Source organism: Burkholderia glumae LMG 2196 = ATCC 33617 (assembly GCF_000960995.1).
GTDB classification, from domain to species: domain Bacteria; phylum Pseudomonadota; class Gammaproteobacteria; order Burkholderiales; family Burkholderiaceae; genus Burkholderia; species Burkholderia glumae.
Window position 1 is genome coordinate 1,416,323 of sequence record NZ_CP009435.1, and the last position, 17,225, is coordinate 1,433,547.

14 protein-coding genes are annotated in these 17,225 nt (G+C 68.2%); 10 read left to right on the plus strand and 4 right to left on the minus strand.

Going from position 1 to position 17,225, the window contains the following annotated elements; translation table 11 throughout:
* The first annotated feature begins 639 nt into the window (after positions 1 to 639).
* Positions 640 to 1,827, plus strand: a complete 1,188-nt coding sequence (locus tag KS03_RS19050) for a GGDEF domain-containing protein (RefSeq protein WP_012734474.1) — start codon at positions 640 to 642, stop codon at positions 1,825 to 1,827.
* Positions 1,828 to 2,005: 178 nt separating this feature from the next.
* Here KS03_RS19050 and icmH read toward each other — a convergent pair whose 3' ends face one another.
* The 3 genes from icmH to tssJ all read right to left on the minus strand — a co-directional run bounded on the left by icmH (position 2,006) and on the right by tssJ (position 4,859).
* Positions 2,006 to 2,797 carry a type IVB secretion system protein IcmH/DotU gene (gene icmH, locus KS03_RS19055; RefSeq protein ID WP_012734475.1) on the minus strand — a complete coding sequence of 264 codons (792 nt, stop codon included), beginning with the start codon at positions 2,795 to 2,797 and terminating at the stop codon, positions 2,006 to 2,008.
* Complete coding sequence (gene tssK / locus KS03_RS19060; RefSeq protein WP_012734476.1) at positions 2,794 to 4,140, minus strand: type VI secretion system baseplate subunit TssK; 1,347 nt, start codon at positions 4,138 to 4,140, stop codon at positions 2,794 to 2,796. Before tssK ends, icmH begins: the two co-directional genes overlap by 4 nt.
* Before the next feature lie 101 nt (positions 4,141 to 4,241).
* Positions 4,242 to 4,859, minus strand: coding sequence for a type VI secretion system lipoprotein TssJ (tssJ, locus tag KS03_RS19065; protein ID WP_012734477.1), 618 nt, complete (start codon positions 4,857 to 4,859; stop codon positions 4,242 to 4,244).
* A gap of 369 nt (positions 4,860 to 5,228) precedes the next feature.
* Here tssJ and KS03_RS19070 point away from each other — a divergent pair, with 369 nt between their 5' ends.
* From KS03_RS19070 to tssA, 9 genes are all read left to right on the plus strand, one after another.
* Entirely contained in the window at positions 5,229 to 5,873 is a 645-nt protein-coding gene (locus tag KS03_RS19070) for a tetratricopeptide repeat protein (RefSeq protein WP_012734478.1), read from the plus strand.
* A 43-nt stretch (positions 5,874 to 5,916) separates the two neighbouring features.
* On the plus strand, positions 5,917 to 6,456 hold the full coding sequence (gene tssB / locus KS03_RS19075; RefSeq protein WP_012734479.1) for a type VI secretion system contractile sheath small subunit: 540 nt from the start codon (positions 5,917 to 5,919) through the stop codon (positions 6,454 to 6,456).
* 14 nt (positions 6,457 to 6,470) lie between these two features.
* Positions 6,471 to 7,961, plus strand: coding sequence for a type VI secretion system contractile sheath large subunit (gene tssC, locus KS03_RS19080; RefSeq protein ID WP_012734480.1), 1,491 nt, complete (start codon positions 6,471 to 6,473; stop codon positions 7,959 to 7,961).
* A gap of 77 nt (positions 7,962 to 8,038) precedes the next feature.
* The gene (locus KS03_RS19085; protein WP_012734481.1) at positions 8,039 to 8,542 is read left to right on the plus strand and encodes an Hcp family type VI secretion system effector; all 504 of its coding nucleotides are present in this window, start codon (positions 8,039 to 8,041) and stop codon (positions 8,540 to 8,542) included.
* Between the two features lie 77 nt (positions 8,543 to 8,619).
* The gene (gene tssE, locus KS03_RS19090) at positions 8,620 to 9,102 is read left to right on the plus strand and encodes a type VI secretion system baseplate subunit TssE (protein ID WP_012734482.1); all 483 of its coding nucleotides are present in this window, start codon (positions 8,620 to 8,622) and stop codon (positions 9,100 to 9,102) included.
* A 92-nt stretch (positions 9,103 to 9,194) separates the two neighbouring features.
* Positions 9,195 to 11,033, plus strand: a complete 1,839-nt coding sequence (tssF, locus tag KS03_RS19095; RefSeq protein ID WP_012734483.1) for a type VI secretion system baseplate subunit TssF — start codon at positions 9,195 to 9,197, stop codon at positions 11,031 to 11,033.
* Complete coding sequence (gene tssG / locus KS03_RS19100; protein WP_012734484.1) at positions 10,997 to 12,094, plus strand: type VI secretion system baseplate subunit TssG; 1,098 nt, start codon at positions 10,997 to 10,999, stop codon at positions 12,092 to 12,094. Before tssF ends, tssG begins: the two co-directional genes overlap by 37 nt.
* 65 nt (positions 12,095 to 12,159) lie before the next feature.
* The gene (gene tssH, locus KS03_RS19105; protein WP_012734485.1) at positions 12,160 to 14,829 is read left to right on the plus strand and encodes a type VI secretion system ATPase TssH; all 2,670 of its coding nucleotides are present in this window, start codon (positions 12,160 to 12,162) and stop codon (positions 14,827 to 14,829) included.
* Positions 14,830 to 14,919: 90 nt separating this feature from the next.
* A complete protein-coding gene (tssA, locus tag KS03_RS19110) occupies positions 14,920 to 16,062 on the plus strand; it encodes a type VI secretion system protein TssA (protein WP_012734486.1) in 1,143 nt (380 codons plus the stop codon).
* A 93-nt stretch (positions 16,063 to 16,155) separates the two neighbouring features.
* Here the strand turns inward: tssA and KS03_RS19115 are convergent, their stop codons facing one another.
* Positions 16,156 to 17,223, minus strand: coding sequence for an OmpA family protein (locus KS03_RS19115; RefSeq protein ID WP_012734487.1), 1,068 nt, complete (start codon positions 17,221 to 17,223; stop codon positions 16,156 to 16,158).
* Positions 17,224 to 17,225: the final 2 nt, after the last annotated feature.

Sequence of the window (17,225 nt, forward strand, 5' to 3'; positions counted from 1 at the left end):
TCAGCAAAGAGCGGATCATCGGTTTCTTGCGCGAGGCAAGGGCAAGGCATTCTGCGGATGAGCGATGTGGGCCTGGGCATATCGGCGGGGCGTGAAGCCGTGTCAGATCGAACCAGAAAAGCCAGACCAGTCTGTCTATATTCCTGGCCGATTCGGCCGATCGCTGCGCGAATCACGGCCACCGCGCCGAAGCGTTCAAGCCGGCGCAGCAACCGCCATCTGCGGCGGCCGCCGCGAACTCGGCCACGCACAGCCGCCGCCGATCCCATCTTTCTCACCTCGCACACCACACCAATGTGACAAAAATGGTAAATTTCGTCTTAGGGATAAACCCGTATTTTTCCTGCCACGTGCAAATACCATTCATCAGCGCCCCGAATCGCCCGCTTTCCCTTGCCAGCCGTGCAATCTAGCCGTTGCGCAGCATCAGGCCGCGAGCGCCGGGGCCGCTTCCAGTTTTGCTCGCCGGCTTCCGACCTGGCCCCGCAAACCTTTTCGCGCCGCCTCCCTCTCTGTGCGCCGGCACGGTTGGCCATCGTATTTCACATTCGATTTTTCCCGAAGCTGTTAAATTCCGGTCTCCGTCGATCCGTCCGAGCGCCGCTTGCCCCCGCGCGTTGCTGAGTATCCGCCCCTGCCATGTCCGCCATCACCGTTGCTCTGGCTACTACCGCGCTGTTCGGACTCGTGATGCTCGTGCTGCTCGGCTCGCTGGTGCGCACCGGCGCGGCCGGCGTGCGCGAGTGGTTCGCGGCAAACCTGATGCTGTCGGTGTCGCTCGCGCTGCTGCTCGCGCGCGGCAGGATGCCCGACATCTTCACGGTGGTGCTCGGCAACGGCATGCTGGTGCTCTCGGGCGTCACGCTCTATGCCGGCTACGCGCGCTTTCTCGGCTTGCCGCCGCGCTGGCCCTGGCTCGCGCTGTTCACGGGCCTGACGCTGCCGGCCCTGGTTTACTGGCACTACATGGCCGACAGCATCCCGACGCGGGTGGGCATCACCACGTCCTACACGGCCATCGTCTGCATCGCGATCGCGGTCATCGTGATCCGGCGTTATCGCACGGGCCAGTCGCGCTATCCCTATGTCGCCACCGCAGGCCTGGCCGCGCTGTTCGCGATCAGCCAGATCCTGCGCGGCGCCTACTTCATGATGCTGCCGGGGCCGGTGGGCGCGCAGGCGTATCTGGGCACGTTCAACATCAGCCTGCTCTGCGTGGGCGCGGCGATCATGCCGGTGATGTCGATGTGCGCGATCATGATGGTTCACGATTCGATGCAGCTGGCCGCGCGCCGCGTGATCGACCACGACTTCCTCACGCGTGCGCTGTCGCGGCAGCGTTTCGAGGTGGTGGCGCGCGCCCGCGTGCGCGATGCGGAACGCGATGGCACGCCGCTGTCGCTGCTGCTGATCGACCTCGACCACTTCAAGTCGATCAACGACACCTACGGCCACGCGGGCGGCGACGCGGTGCTGCGCGAGTTCGCCGAGCTGATGCTGCAGAAGCTGCGCGGCGGCGATGCGCTGGGCCGCCTCGGCGGTGAGGAGTTCGCGGTCCTGCTGCCGCGCACGACGCTCTCGGACGCGCTGCGCATCGCCGACCGCCTGCGCGACGAGGTCAGCCGGCACACGGTGGAAACGGCGGCGGGGCTCTGCTCGTACAGCACCAGCGGCGGGCTCGCGAGCCGCATGCCCGGCGAAACCTTCGAGCAGATGTCGGCGCGCGCCGACCGCGCGCTCTACGACGCAAAGGTCTCGGGCCGCAACCGCGTCTGCGCGCACGCGGGCATGTCGCAATCGGCGATCGCGCAGTTCGACTCGGTCTGAAACGCCGGCGGCGCTACCGGGCAGCACGCACGAGGCGCTGCCGGCGGGCCGGCGAAGAGGGGGAAGGCAGGCGTCGTGGCGCCGCCAGGCCGCTGCTCGGGCAAGCCGGGCCGCGGCCGTGATCGAGCCGCCCGGGGCACCGCCCCGGACTCTAGCCGTCACGGCCGCCGCGCCCTCCTCAAGGCAGCGAAATCGTCAGGTTCGCCGATTCCGGTCCGACCTTGATGATCTGCGAGTACGGCGCGAGCGCCTTCAGCGTATGGTCGCGCAGGTAGGTATTGAGCCCGATGAACGCGAGCAGCCCCACCAGCGCGAACACGGCGCCGATGGCCCACAGCGGCACCTCGCGCTTCAGGCGGTGCGCGATCTGGTCGGGCAGCGCCCAGTGTGGCGCGAACGGCGCGCGCTTGCCCTTCATCTGCGCGATCTCGTCGCCGATCCGCGCGGTCAGGTAGGCGAGCTTCTCGGGCCCTTCGAGCAGGTACTTGCCCTGGAAGCCGAGCAGCAGGCACATGTGGAACACCTCGAGCGACTGCAGGCGCGCGGCGCCGCGCGCGCGGCATTCCTCGAGATACTGGAAGAACTTCTCGCCGGCCAGCTGCTCGCCGAACAGCACGAGCTGCAGCGGCCGCTGCTCCCATTCGGCGCGCACCTTGAACTGCGACGACAGCACGGCCTCGTCGATCGCGGCGCAGAACGCGAACTTGGCGGCGTACACATCGTCGGCGCCGACGTTGAGCTTTTTCGCGCCGCGCTCGAAATCGGCGAGGAACTCCTGGATTCGCCCGCGGAATTCGTTGGCCTCGCCGGGCTCGCGGCCGTTCTTCAGCAGGAACATCATGAAGAAGCCGTCGTACAGCAGGTCGAGCAGCGAACGCGCCTGGAAGCTGGCGTCGGTCGACGAGGCCGAGTGCGGGGCGGAGGAAGGCGGCGGCGTGTTGCCGCCGAACAGGGAGGGCGCGTAGCTCATGATGTGACGGCGATCAGTTCGAATTTGAGGTCGTTGATGCCCGACGGCGCGTAGATCATCGCCGACTGCGACTGCAGCATGCGCTCATAGAGCGGGCTGCGCGCGTCGAGCGCGAAGTAGCAGGCGCCGGGGCGCACCGGAATCGCGGGCGGCACCTGCGGCGTGTACGACAGCCGCACGCCCGGCATCGCGGACAGCACCAGCTTGTCGACGTCGTCGGGCGCGCCGACCTTGAAGCGCGCGGGCACGGCGTCCACCAGTTCCACCGACGCCATGTCGGCCGACACGGCGAGGTAGAACTCGGTCTTGTCGTCGATCTTGCCGGAGTCGAGCCGGCCGATGTGGAACGACGGCCGCACTTCCTCGAGCGTGATCGCGAAGTAGCGCGTCGAGATCACGGTCTCGAGCAGCTCGCGCAGCATGGTGTCGAGGCGCGCGAACGGCGGGCCGGGATCGTCGTGGCGATAGGCGGGCAGGTCGGCGAGTGCGTAGGACTTCGAGAACGTCATCAGCTGGCCGGCCAGGCGCAGCAGCTCCTGGAACAGCCGCTCGGGATGCAGCGCGCAATGCTGGTACAGGTGCGCGAGCGAGGCGAACGCGGCGTTGGCGGTGTGCAGCAGCCAGAACGAGGCGATGTCGCCGGAGCGGAACTCGATGATGTTCTTGGTCGGCTCGCGGTGGAAGCCGTACAGCGCGTTGACCTTGGCCTGCAGCGCGTCGATCAGCTGGCGCAGCCGCTGCATCAGGATCCCGGAGGCCTCGATGGCCAGGCACGGCGGCACGAAGGTGTCGTCGAACTCGAAGCCGGAGGTGGCGGTACGGCGCACGCGCACGAGCGGAATCGCCAGCAGCTGGTCGCGCGGCTCGCTGTGCGCGATCAGCTTCACGTTGGTCTTGAGGAACGTGATGTCGGCCTCGGCCGCGTCGGTGAACTGGTCGGAGATCGGGTTGTTCTCGCTCGTGAAGCGGCTCGTGAAGCCGCCGTCGGCGTCCTCCACGTAGTTCGACCCGGTTTCGCGCAGCGGATGCAGTGCGAGATAGAACGTGAACTCGTTGATGCCCTCGGGCAGCGTATCGAGCGCGACGGGCGGCGGCAGGTCGTCGGCCTGCGGCGCGGAATACAGCGCGCCGTCGGGGAAGATCAGCGACAGCTCCGAGAGCCGCAGCACGTTGCTGCTGATCGCGTCGCGGTCCAGCTTCACCGAGCGCACGCCCCAGTTGTACGGCTGGATCGCCTGCACCGACTCGAACAGGCGTGCCTCGTGGTAGGCGTCCTGACGTTGAAAGTGCTGAGGCCGCAGAAACAGGCCTTCACCCCATAGCACCTTGGCCGAATAACTCATCTCACATCCCGAACGTGATTATGTGGTAGCCCGGCTTATCGCGCGCCGGGTCACGTAAATGTCAAACTGGTCAAATTGACTTTGAATCGTCATCGAGTCCGTCAGCCGCCGCAGCTGACCGACGACAGCATATTGAGCTGCTGCGCCGGCATGCCCTGCTGCGGCGCGATCACGTTACCGCCCGTCACCGTCATCGCGCAGTTGTGCAGGCCGATGATTATGCCGGATTTCTCCGATTTCGCCGGATCGAATGCCAGCTTCCAGCGTTGCAGCGCGGGCGAGCGAAACAGCGCGACGACGCCGAACGCCTGCGCCTCGCGCGAGACCTTCTCGGTGGCGTTGTAGTGCTGCCCCGGAATCAGCGTCACCTCGCGCACGCTGAGCAGGTCGGCGCCGAGCGTGGCCTTCTCCTTGGCGGGATCGGTGAACGCGTCGAACGGTGCCTGCATGAACGAGGTCGGATCCTTCAGCGTGTAGAGCCTTACTACTAATGCGAGCGGCCGGTTGTCGTTGGCGGCGTTCAGGTTCGGCGCGGCGTAGAGGGTCACGGCCAGATTGCGCGGCGGCTTCTGCGCGTCGGGCACATCGGGCTTGCCGATGCCGACCATCTGCAGCGCGGCGCTGCCTGCCGAACCGAGCAGCGGCACCGCCGCCGCGCAGCCTGCCAGAAGCGCGCAGGCCGCGAGCGGCAGCGCGAAGCGGGAGAGAAACGGAGTCATCGTGGGTCGAGGGCGACGCGAGTCGGTTCCTGTCAGAAATGCCTGGATAGCGTGTGTGGTCATGTTGCGGGCGCGTCCAACACCCCGGTAACAGCTGCCCGCAACCCCCGTCAATCAATCGGAAATTTTTTCTTCAATTCGGTTGCATTTACGAAAATACAAGTAAATGTTGCCCAACAAATTGCTATCCACCTCGCGGAATGGATTGCGTGCAGCCATGCCCAGCGGGCCTCAGCGCGGATTTAAATCGACACTCCCTGCGCAGTCATTGAATTATGAAAAATTGATCGGTACTATACCCGCGCACTAGCACCAAAGCAAAACTACTGAAACTCAACGATTTAAAACTCCGCGCCCGGTGATAAAACGATGAAAGACCGACTGTTCGCAAAACTCTCCGTAGTGGTGATGGCATGTGGTGTGATCGCAGGTTGCGCAACGCAGCCCTCGGCTCCGCCGACACCCGAGGCGTTCAACAAATCGCTCGAGGACGCGGACGCGGTCGCGAAGGCGGGAGACCAGGACAAGGCGATCGGCCTCTACCAGCAGCTCGCGAAGTCCGACCCGACGCGCGAGGAGCCGTGGGCGCGCATCGCGCAGATCCAGTTCCAGCAAGGCCATTACGGCCAGGCCATCGTCGCGGCGCAGGAAGCGCTGCAGCGTGACAACACCGACCGCCAGTCGAAGAGCGTGCTGGCCGTGGCGGGGCTGCGCATCGCCACCGAATCGCTGAGCGAGCTGCGCCAGGATTCGTCGCTGGCCGGCGACGCGAAGTCCGACGCGCAGGTGCTGGCCAAGCAGTTGCGCGACACCCTCGGCGAGGACGCGCTGTTCCCGCCCGAGCAGGCCGACAAGCCCCAGCCGAAGCGCCGCAAGGTCTACCGCAGGCACGTCGCGCGCGAGGCGGCGCCGGCTGCCGCGGCACCGGCGGCCGAGGCACCGAAGCCGGCCGCGCCGGCGGCACCGGCGGCCCCGGCCAAGGGCGGCGCCGACCCGTTCAGCGCGCTGCGCTGAGCACCCCGCACGCCCACTACCACACGTTATCGGGAGAGCCGTCATGGCAAAAAAAGAAAGTATCCAGAAACGCCTGCAAAAGGTGCGGCCGCCCCGCGTGCAGCTCACCTACGAGGTCGAGCGCGGCGATGCGATCGAGGTGAAGGAACTGCCGTTCGTGGTCGGCGTGGTCGGCGACCTGGCCGGGCAGTCCGAGGTCGAGATGCCGAAGCTGCGTGACCGCAAGTTCGTCAACATCGATCGCGACAACTTCGACGACGTGATGAAGGCGATCGAGCCGCGCGCGGCCTACCAGGTCGAGAACAAGCTCAGCGAGGACGGCGGCAAGTTCGCGGTGGACCTGAAGTTCCGCTCGCTCGACGATTTCGATCCGGACCAGGTGGTCAACCAGATCGAGCCGCTGCGCCGCCTGATCGAGGCGCGCTCGAAGCTGGCCGACCTGCGCAACAAGATGGCCGGCAACGACAAGCTCGAGGATCTCCTGAGCGAGGTGCTCAGCAACACGCAGCAGCTCGAGGCGCTCGCCAAGCAATCGGGCGAGGCGGACGGCAAGCCGGACGACGGCAAGAACAGCGGCGAATGAGCCACGGGGGTGAGATGAACCAGCAAACGGCTGCGGCCCAGCAGTCCGGTGCCCTCGAAGGCGCCGAAACATCGCTTCTCGACGAGATCGTCGAGAAGAGCAAGGTCGCCAAATCGCAGTCCGAGCACGCACGTGCGAAGGACCTGATCGGCGAACTCGTGCATCAGGTGCTCGACGGCACCGTGATCGTCTCGGACAATCTGTCGGCCACCATCGACGCGCGCGTGGCCGAGCTCGACCGGCTGATCTCGGCGCAGATGAGCGCGGTGATGCACGCGCCCGAATTCCAGCGCCTCGAAAGCACCTGGCGCGGCCTCGACTATCTGGTCTCGGAGAGCAACACCGGCTCGACCATCAAGATCAAGGCGATGCACGCGCCCAAGCGCGAGCTGGTGCGCGACTTCAAGGCCGCCACCGAGTTCGACCAGAGCGCGCTGTTCAAGAAGGTCTACGAGGAAGAGTTCGGCACCTTCGGCGGCGCGCCGTTCGGCGCGCTGATCGGCGACTACGAGATCTCGCGCCAGCCCGAGGACATGTACTTCATCGAGCAGATGTCGCACGTGGCGGCCGCCGCGCACGCGCCGTTCATCGCCTCGGCCGCGCCCGAGCTGATCGGCCTCGAGTCGTTCGCCGACCTCGGCAAGCCGCGCGATCTCGGCAAGGTGTTCGACACCGTCGAATACGCGAAGTGGAAATCGTTCCGCGACTCGGAGGATTCGCGCTACGTCGGCCTCACGCTGCCGCGTTTCCTCGGCCGCCTGCCGTTCCATCCCAAGGACGGCCAGATCGCCGAGAGCTTCAATTTCGTCGAGGACGTCGACGGCACCGATCATTCGAAATATCTGTGGTGCAACGCCGCCTGGGCGTTCGCGGCGCGCCTGACCGCCGCGTTCGACGACTTCGGCTGGTGCGCGGCGATCCGCGGCGTGGAGGGCGGCGGCCTGGTCGAGGATCTGCCCACCCATACCTTCAAGACCGACGACGGCGAGATCGCGCTGAAGTGCCCCACCGAGATCGCGATCACCGACCGCCGCGAGAAGGAGCTGAGCGACCTCGGCTTCATCCCGCTCGTCCATTGCAAGAACTCCGACTACGCTGCCTTCTTCGCCGCCCAGTCGGTGCAGAAGCCCAAGAAATACAACACCGACAGCGCGAACGCGAACGCGGTGCTGTCCGCTCAGCTCCAGTACATCTTCTCGGTATCGCGCATCGCGCACTACCTGAAGGCGATGATGCGGGACAAGATCGGCAGCTTCGCCTCCGCGCAGAACGTGGAATCTTTCCTGAATCGCTGGATCTCCCAGTACGTGCTGCTGGACGACAACGCGACGCAGGAACAGAAAGCGCAGTTTCCGCTGCGCGAAGCTTCGGTCCAGGTGGCCGAGATTCCGGGCAAGCCGGGCTCGTATCGTTCGGTCGCGTTCCTGCGGCCGCACTTCCAGCTCGACGAACTCTCGATCTCGCTGCGCCTGGTCGCGGATCTGCCCAAGTCGGCAAATTCATGAGCGTTTGAGTCGAAGTCGCCCGGGCGGGCCGCCCGGGCAAAAATGGGAAAACCACCTCTTTGGGGAGTCGATGCGTCATGTTAGATATCTATCTCAATTTCGGTAACCCGGCCATCAAGGGCGAGTCGCAGGACAAGGACCACTCGGGCTGGATTGAACTCAAGTCATGGGACTGGTCGGTCACGCAGCCGCGCTCGGCCACCTCGTCCACCTCGGGCGGCCACACCGCCGAGCGCTGCGAACACAGCGACATGGTGTTCACGAAAGAGCTCGACATGGCGAGCCCGCTGCTGTACCAGCACGCATCGGGCGGCACGACCTTCGACGAAGTGTCGATCGACTTCATGCGTTCGGACGGCGACGGCAAGCGCGTCAAGTACCTCGAGATCAAGCTCAAGTACGTGATCATCTCGAGCGTCACGCCGAGCGTGCAGAAGGAAGGCCTGCCGGTCGAGCAGTTCTCGCTGAAGTACGCTGCGGTGCAGTGGAAGCAGACCAAGCAGAACATCGGCGGCAACCAGGGCGGCAACACCCAGGGCGCCTGGAGCCTCACGAAGAACGACAAGACCTACGCGGTCTGAGCGCGTCGTGACACCCACCGGGCGGGGGCACTTGCGGCCCCCGCCCGGCGTTTTGCTTCACCGCTGCCAGCCGCTCCATGAAACGTTTCGAGCCGAGTTTCCTCGACAAGCTGTTCGACGACGAACCGCATCTGCCGGCCTCGCCAGCGATGCGGCAGTTGTCGTTGGACGAACTGAAGAACACCGTGGCCCGTGACGTCGAATCGATCCTGAACACGCGCATCGCGCTGACGGACGAAGACCTCGCGGCGCTGCCGCAGTGCCAGCAGTCGGTGCTGACCTATGGACTCAACGACTTCGCGGGCCTGAGCCTGGCGAGTCACTACGACCGCGCGTTCATCTGCAAGTCGATCCAGCAGGCGATCGACCGGCACGAGCCGCGCTTGCGCCAGGTGGCGGTATCGTTCGAACTCAACGAGCAATCGACCAACTCGTTGAACTTCGTGATCCGGGGGCTGCTGGTCGTGCATCCGGCGCAGGAGCCCGTCAGTTTCGACGCGATGCTGCAGCCGTCCACCCTGCAGTATTCGGTGACGCGCGGCCGCGCCGCCAAGACATAAATTGAATCGTTTCGCCGCGCGCCTCGCGCGGCGCGACGGCGACCAGCCCGGCCACCGGTGGTGGACGGGCACCAGGCTTCTCGGGGACCAGGATGGAAGAGCTGCTGCCGTACTACGAGCGCGAACTGTCGTTTCTGCGGCGCTACTCGCACGAATTCGCGCGGCGCTATCCGAAGATCGCGGCACGGCTCGCGATGACGGGCGAGCATTGCGACGACCCGCACGTCGAGCGCATGATCGAATCGTTCGCGCTGCTGGGCGCGCGCATCAACAAGAAGCTCGACGACGACTATCCGGAATTCACCGAGGCGCTCGTCGATGTGCTCTATCCGCACTACCTGCGGCCGTTCCCGTCCTGCACCATCGCGCAGTTCACGCCCACCCCGGCGATCTCGCAGTTGACCGCGCCGCATCGCGTGGCGCGCGGCACCGAGCTGAAGAGCCGCGCGATCCGCGGCGTGCAGTGCCAGTTCCGCACCGCCTATGACGTGACGATCGCGCCGATCCGCATCAGCGAGGCGCGCTATTCGTCGATCGCCGTCGCGCCGGCCGCCACCGTGCTGCCCGGCAACGCCACCGGCGTGATCTCGATCACCTTCGAGTCGCTCGCGCCGCAGTTCGACCTCGGCGCGCTGGGGCTCGACACGCTGCGCGCGCACCTGCACGGCGAGCAGTCGTTCGTGGCCGCGCTGGCCGACTGCCTGTTCATCAACACGCTGGCCACCTACGTCGAGCCCGAGCGCAACGGCCGCTGGACGGCATTGCGCCGTTCGCCCGTGACGCAGGCCGGCTTCGGCGAAGAGGACGCGCTGATCGACTACCCGGCGCGCTCGCATCCGGCCTACCGGCTGCTGACCGAATACTTCGCGTTTCCCGACAAGTTCGATTTCGTCGATTTCGACCTGGCCGCGATGGCGCGCCGCGCGGGGCCGTGCCACCGCCTGACGCTGCACGTCGTGCTCAGCGACGTGCGCAGCGATTCGCACGTGGCGCGCCTGCTCGACATGCTGAGCGCCACCCACCTGCGCCTGTTCTGCACGCCGGTGGTGAACCTGTTCAAGCAGAACGGCGAGCCGATCCGCGTCGATCACCAGAGCGTGTCGTACCCGGTGATCGCCGAGGCGCGCCGCGCGTTCGCCTACGAGGTCTATTCGATCGACTCGGTGCATCTGGTGCGCCAGACCGCGCACGAGGAGGCGGTGGTGGAGTTCCGGCCGTTCTACTCGCTGCATCACGGCGAGGCCGGCCATGTCGGCCACTACTGGTTCGCGCGCCGCAACGAGTGGGTCGCGCAGCACAGCCCCGGCTACGAGACCGAGCTGTCGATCGTCGACATCGATTTCGAGCCGGCCGCGCCGCAGACCGACACGCTGAGCCTGCGCCTGACCTGCACCAACCGCGATCTGCCGGCGGGGCTCGCCACCGGCCTGGCCGGCGGCGACCTGTTCGCCGACGGCGGCGCCGATTTCGGCGACATCACGATGCTGCGCCGGCCCACGGCGAGCGTGCGCTTCGCGCGCGGGCGCGCCGCGCACTGGCGGCTGATCTCGCATCTCGCGCTGAACCACGTCTCGCTGGTGGCCGACGGCCTCGCGCCGCTCAAGGAACTGCTCACGCTCTACGATCTGCGCCGCTCGGCGGTCTCGATGCGCCACATCGACGGGCTGGTCGCGATCGAGCAGCGCGGCTCCGTGCAGTGGCTGCCCGGCAAGCCGTTCGCGACCTTCGTGCGCGGCATCGAGATTCGCCTGACGATCGACGAGGAACACTTCGTCGGCACCAGCCTCGCCGCATTCGCGCGCATGCTCGACGTGTTCTTCGGGCTGTACGTCCACCTCAACAGCTTTGTGCAACTGATCGTCGTGTCCAAGCGCACCGGCGAGGAGATCATGCGATGCCAACCGCGAAGCGGCGAATCGATCCTGGCGTAGTCGGGCAATTCCTCGACGAGCCGTATCGCTTCGAGTTCTTCCAGGCGGTGCGCTTGCTCGAAACCTGGTTCGCGCGGCGTGATCCGGAGAAGCCCGACGCGCTGCGGCCCGGCGAGATCGTCGAGCGGCGCCTGGCGTTCCGCAATTCGCTGTCGCTCGGCTTCCCGCCGAGCGAGATCGAGGAGGCGCAGTCGTTCGACGCGGCCGGCGAGCACGTGGCCGAGGAGGCGCGCGCGGCCGCGATCGGCAGCGAGGCGATCGACCGCGTGTCGATCATGCCGGCGTTCTTCGGCCTGCTGGGCGGCCAGGGCGCGCTGCCGCATCACTACACCGAGCAGGTGGTGGCGCGCGAGCACCTGAAGCGCGACCACGCGGCGCGCGCGTTCTTCGACGTGTTCTCGAACCGCGCCACCGCGCTGTTCTATTCGGCGTGGAAGAAGTACCGGCTGCCGCTGCATTACGAACTCGACCGCGACGAGCGCTACCTGCCGCTGCTGCTCGCGCTGGCCGGCGTGTCGCACCGCGGCGCGCGGCGAGCGATGCAGGAAGGCACCGGCGCGGTGATCGACGAGGCGATCGCCGGCTACGCGCTGGCCGCGCGGCACCGGCCCGTGTCGGCCGCCTATCTGCAGCGCACGCTGTCGGACTACTTCCAGGTGACGATCGGCGTCGAGCAGTTCGTCGGCAAGTGGTACGACGTGCCGCCCGACCAGCTGAGCGTGCTCGGCGAGATCAACGCCACGCTCGGCGCCACCGCGCTGGTGGGCGAGCGCGTCTGGCAGCGCGACATGCGCGCGAGGCTGGTGGTTGGCCCGCTCTCCAAGCGCGACTACGAGGCGTTCCTGCCCGGCGGCGACTGCGCGGTCGCGCTGGAGCGGATGCTGACGCTGGTGGCCGGCGTCACGCTCGAATACGAGGTCCGGCTGGTGCTCAAGCGCGCCGAGGTCGGCCCGACCATCCTCAACAACGGCGGGCGGCTCGGCTGGGACGCGTTCCTCTGCACGCAGGAGGCGCGGCACGACCGCGCCGACGCGCGCTACGAACTGCACGTGATCCACTGAGCGCCGCGCCCGAACAGGCCAAGCCCCGAATCCAACGACCGAGCGAACCGAGAGCCATCGACGTCATGAGCACGCCCCTCAAAACCCTGATTGCCAAACTGAATCCCACCTGCCGCAAGGCGGCCGAACGCGCGGCCAGCCAGTGCCTCGCGCGCGGCCACTACGAGGTCGATCTCGAGCACCTGTTCGTGGCGCTGCTCGACGAGACCTCGGGCGACATGCCGGTGGTGCTGCGCGCGAGCGGCGTCGATCCGCACGCGCTGCGCCGCGACCTCGAGCGCGAGCTCGACACGCTCAAGAGCGGCAACACGCGCACGCCGGTGTTCTCGGTGCATCTGAGCGAGCTGTTCCAGCAGGCCTGGCTGATTGCCTCGCTCGATGCGCAGATCGGCCGGATCCGTTCCGGGCACCTGCTGCTCGCGCTGCTGAGCGCGCCGGACCTCGCGCAGTTCGCGCAGCGCATGTCGCCGCAGTTCGCGCAGGTGCGCGTGACCGATCTGAAGCACAAGTTCGACGAGATCACGGCCGGCTCCCACGAGGCCGAGCCGCGCGGCGCCGAGGCCGGGCACGACGGCGCGCCCGAGGCCGCCGCGCTGGCCGGTGCCGCGGGCGGCCCGTCGAAGACGCCCGCGCTCGACACCTACACCACCAACCTCACGCAGCGCGCGCGCGACGGCAAGATCGATCCGGTGATCGGCCGCGACGCCGAGATCCGCCAGGCGATCGACATCCTGATGCGGCGCCGCCAGAACAACCCGATCATGACCGGCGAGGCCGGCGTCGGGAAGACCGCCGTGGTGGAAGGGCTGGCGCTGCGGATCGCCGCGGCCGACGTGCCGCCGCCGCTCGCGGGCGTGGCGCTGCACGTGCTCGACATGGGGCTGCTGCAGGCCGGCGCGAGCGTGAAGGGCGAGTTCGAGAACCGCCTGAAGAGCGTGATCGACGAGGTCAAGCAGAGCCCGCATCCGATCATCCTGTTCATCGACGAGGCGCACACCATCATCGGCGCCGGCGGCCAGGCCGGCCAGAACGACGCGGCCAACCTGCTCAAGCCGGCGCTCGCGCGCGGCGAGCTGCGCACCATCGCGGCCACCACCTGGAGCGAGTACAAGAAATACTTCGAGAAGGATGCGGCGCTCGCGCGGCGCTTCCAGGTGGTCAAGATCGAGGAGCCGAGCGAGCCGCTGGCCGCCGCGATGCTGCGCGGCATGGCCGCGCTGATGGAGCGCCACTTCAACGTGCGGATTCTCGACGACGCGATCACCGAGGCGGTGCGCCTGTCGCATCGCTACATCAGCGGCCGGCAGCTGCCGGACAAGGCGATCAGCGTGCTCGATACGGCCTGCGCGAAGGTCGCGCTGGCGCAGAGCGCGACGCCGGCGGCCATCGACGACCTGAAGAAGCGCCTGGAGCGCACCGCCGCCGAGATCGCCGCGCTCGAGCGCGAGGTGGCGGGCGGGGCCGCGCACGACGAGCGCCTCGCCGCGCTCGGCGCGGCGCGCGACGCCGATCTGGCCGCGCTGGCGGCGGCCGAGGCGCGCTATGCCGAGGAGCAGGCGATCGTCGCCGAGATCGTCGCGCTGCGCGCGCAGATCGATGCCTCGCGCGAGGCATCGGCCGACGGCGAGCGGATCGACGCCGACGCGGTGCGCGCCCAGCTGGCCGAGCGCGTGGCCGCGCTGAAGGCGGTGCAGGGCGGCGAGCCGATGGTGCCGCTGCAGGTGGACGCGCACGTGGTGGCCGAGATCGTCGCCGCGTGGACCGGCATCCCGCTCGGCCGCATGGTCAAGGACGAGATCGAGACCGTGATGAACCTGAAGGCGCTGCTCGGCGCGCGCGTGATCGGTCAGGACCACGCGCTCGACGCGGTGGCGCAGCGCGTGCGCACCGCGACCGCCGGCCTCGAGGATCCGAACAAGCCGCGCGGCGTGTTCCTGTTCGTCGGGCCGTCGGGCGTCGGCAAGACCGAGACCGCGCTCGCGCTGGCCGACGTGCTGTACGGCGGCGAGCGCAAGATGGTCACCATCAACATGAGCGAGTACCAGGAGGCGCACAGCGTGTCGGGCCTGAAGGGCTCGCCGCCGGGCTACGTCGGCTACGGCGAGGGCGGCGTGCTGACCGAGGCGGTGCGGCGCAACCCGTATTCGGTGGTGCTGCTCGACGAGATCGAGAAGGCGCACCCGGACGTGCTCGAGATGTTCTTCCAGGTGTTCGACAAGGGCGTGATGGACGATGCCGAGGGCCGCGAGATCGACTTCCGCAACACGCTGATCATCCTGACCTCGAACGTCGGCTCGTCGGCGGTGATGCAGGCCTGCCTGAACCAGCCCGCCGAGGCGCTGCCCGATCCCGACGCGCTGGCCGAGACGCTGCGCCCGGCGCTCTACAAGGCGTTCAAGCCGGCCTTCCTCGGCCGCATGAAGGTGGTGCCGTATTATCCGATCTCGGACGACGTGCTGGCCGAGATCATCGAGCTGAAGCTCGAGCGGATCGCGCGGCGCATCGAGGCGAACCACAAGGCCCGCTTCGAGTGGGACGAGTCGCTGGTGGACGCCGTGCTGGCGCGCTGCACCGAGGTGGATTCGGGCGCGCGCAACGTCGATCACATCCTGAACGGCACGCTGCTGCCCGAGATCGCCGGCCATGTGCTCGAACGGCTCGCCGAGGGCAGCGCGATCGAGCGCATCGCCGTGCGCGCGAGCGAGGCGGGCGAGTTCGAGTACACCGTCAAGTAACGCCGTATCCCCGCGGCGCGCGGCGGGCGGGCACAAGCGAGCCCGCCCCGCGCACGCCGCTTCACCGACCATCCCGCTGTCACGACGACCATGCCGATTCACGTCAATGCGCTGCTCGCGCCCCTGAGCGAAGCCTCGCCCTGCGGCGACGACCTGCTGTTCTCGTCCGAGTTCGACGCCATCCAGCACGCGCGCAAGTTCGACGATCCCTCGCTCGATCAGGGCGAATGGGTCACCGAGATCAAGGAGGCCGACTGGGGCTTCGTGGTGGACCAGTCGGTCGCGCTGCTCGGCACCCGCACCAAGGACCTGCGGCTCGCTGTCTGGCTCACCGAGGGGCTGGGCATCCAGGAGGGCGTGGCCGGGCTCACCCAGGGCTACGAACTGCTGGCCGGGCTGTGCCGCACCTGGTGGGACGCCGTGCATCCGCTGCCGGAGGGCGACGACCTCGATTACCGGCTCGGCAACGTCGGCTGGCTGTCGGGCCGCACCGCCGAGCTGCTGCGCATGGTGCCGCTCACCGACGGCTCGGGCAGCGCCTACAGCGCGCTCGACTGGGAGGTGGCGCAGCATGTTGCGCAGGCGGTGCGGCGCGACCCCGACAACGCCGGCGAGATCGCGCGCAACAAGCCCACCGTCGAACAGATCGAGGCCTCGAAGCGGATGACCTCGGTGGCGTTCTACGCCGGCCTGCTGGCCAACCTGAGCGCGTTCCGCGCGGCGCTCGACGCGCTCGACGACGAACTCGAACGGCGCGCCGGCAACGCCGCGCCGAGCTTCCGGCAGGCACGCGAGGCCTATGACTCGGTGCGCATGCTGGCCGAGCGCTTCGCCAAGGAGCAGGGCTATGCGCCCGACGCGCAGCCCGTCGCGCCGCCGCCGCCCGTCGTGCAGGGCGGCCCCGCCGAGCGCAGCGAACCGAGTTTCAAGACCCCGTTTACGCCCGAACCGCACCCGCCGATGCCCACCGCCCAGCCCGTCGCCGTCCACGTCCCCGCGCCGACCGTGATCGCCGGCATCCATAACCGCGCGCAGGCGGTCGAGCAGCTGCGTGCCGTGGCCAAGTACTTCCGCGCCACCGAGCCGCACAGCCCGGTCGCCTATCTGGCCGACAAGGCGGCCGAATGGGCCGACATGCCGCTGCACCTGTGGCTCGAATCGGTGGTGAAGGACGATGGCTCGCTCGCGCATCTGCGCGAGCTGCTCGGCGTGAAGCGCGACGACAACGCTTGAGGCGCGCCGGGCGGCGCCGCTAATGAAGACGGCGCCGCGGGCCTGCCGCCCGGCGGCGCCGTCCTCGGCTGCCCGCGTGGCTGCCGGCCGCGCCTACTGTCCCGCGCGGAACTCGATGCGCCGGTTGCGCGCGCGCCCCTCGGCGGTGTCGTTCGAGGCGATCGGCTGGTCGGGGCCGACGCCCGTGGTCGACAGCTGCTGCGACGGGATTCCCTTGGCCACCAGGTAGCCCTTCACGGCATCGGCGCGCGCCTGGCTCAGCGCGATGTTCGAGGCACGATTGCCCGAGTTGTCGGTATGGCCGATGATCGCGACCGAGCGGTTCGCCATCCGGCTCATCGCGGCGGCCATCTGGTCGAGGATCGCGCGGCCCTGCGGGGTGAGCGTGGCGCTGCCGGTCTCGAACTCGATCGTGCGGTTGGCGAGCGTCTGGTCGAGCAGGCCCTGCTCGGAGGCGCTCACGCGCAGCGCGTTGCGGATCGTATAGGTCGGGTTCAGCTGGTTCGCCATGTCGCTGGCCACCTGCTGGCGCAGCGCCTCGTTGCGCACCTCGCCCTTCACGTCGATCGAGGTGCCGTCGATGCGCAGCTGCCCCTTGCTGATCTGCTTGAGCTGCGGGCCGATCAGCTTCTGCACGTTGCTGCTCCAGTTTGGCGGCGTGGCCACGTCGCCCACCTCGATCTGGTCGACCACGTTGCCGGCGCCGTAGGTGTCGCGCAGCTTCTGCAGCACGGCCGCCTTGGTGGCCTCGTCGGGCACCTTGCCGCCCACCACCACCTGGCCCGGCGTGGCGCTGGCCTGCGGCGGCACCGACACGGTCGCGCCGGTGCCGGCGCCCGTCACCGGGCCGGCGCCCGTGCCGCCGGCGACGTTGGTGCCGGTCAGCACGGTGCCGTTCTGGCTGGTGCCGCCCTCGGCCTGCGGCGGCGCGCTGAGTCCGCCCGACGGCCCCTGCGCCGGTGCGCCCGACGGCGGGAGCGCGGTGCTGCGCACCGCCGCCCCGCTCGGGTCGACGCGCGTCACGGTGGCGGGGCCGGCATTGTCGGCGAATGCGCCGGCGGGCGCGGCGAGCAGGGCCAGGCCGCCCGCGCAGAGCGCGGCGCCGGCGGCGAGCGCGGCGGCCAGCTGGCGGCGGCGCGGCGGGAGCACGGAGGTCGTCATGG

Bases quoted from the DNA above. Each gene is read 5' to 3' on its own strand.
- KS03_RS19070 (WP_012734478.1), top strand. From the start codon at position 5,229: ATGAAAGACCGACTGTTCGCAAAACTCTCCGTAGTGGTGATGGCATGT.
- tssF (WP_012734483.1), top strand. From the start codon at position 9,195: ATGGAAGAGCTGCTGCCGTACTACGAGCGCGAACTGTCGTTTCTGCGG.
- KS03_RS19050 (WP_012734474.1), top strand. From the start codon at position 640: ATGTCCGCCATCACCGTTGCTCTGGCTACTACCGCGCTGTTCGGACTC.
- KS03_RS19085 (WP_012734481.1), top strand. From the start codon at position 8,039: ATGTTAGATATCTATCTCAATTTCGGTAACCCGGCCATCAAGGGCGAG.
- tssJ (WP_012734477.1), bottom strand. From the start codon at position 4,859: ATGACTCCGTTTCTCTCCCGCTTCGCGCTGCCGCTCGCGGCCTGCGCG.
- tssE (WP_012734482.1), top strand. From the start codon at position 8,620: ATGAAACGTTTCGAGCCGAGTTTCCTCGACAAGCTGTTCGACGACGAA.
- KS03_RS19115 (WP_012734487.1), bottom strand. From the start codon at position 17,223: ATGACGACCTCCGTGCTCCCGCCGCGCCGCCGCCAGCTGGCCGCCGCG.
- tssH (WP_012734485.1), top strand. From the start codon at position 12,160: ATGAGCACGCCCCTCAAAACCCTGATTGCCAAACTGAATCCCACCTGC.
- tssA (WP_012734486.1), top strand. From the start codon at position 14,920: ATGCCGATTCACGTCAATGCGCTGCTCGCGCCCCTGAGCGAAGCCTCG.
- tssK (WP_012734476.1), bottom strand. From the start codon at position 4,140: ATGAGTTATTCGGCCAAGGTGCTATGGGGTGAAGGCCTGTTTCTGCGG.
- tssG (WP_012734484.1), top strand. From the start codon at position 10,997: ATGCCAACCGCGAAGCGGCGAATCGATCCTGGCGTAGTCGGGCAATTC.
- icmH (WP_012734475.1), bottom strand. From the start codon at position 2,797: ATGAGCTACGCGCCCTCCCTGTTCGGCGGCAACACGCCGCCGCCTTCC.
- tssC (WP_012734480.1), top strand. From the start codon at position 6,471: ATGAACCAGCAAACGGCTGCGGCCCAGCAGTCCGGTGCCCTCGAAGGC.
- tssB (WP_012734479.1), top strand. From the start codon at position 5,917: ATGGCAAAAAAAGAAAGTATCCAGAAACGCCTGCAAAAGGTGCGGCCG.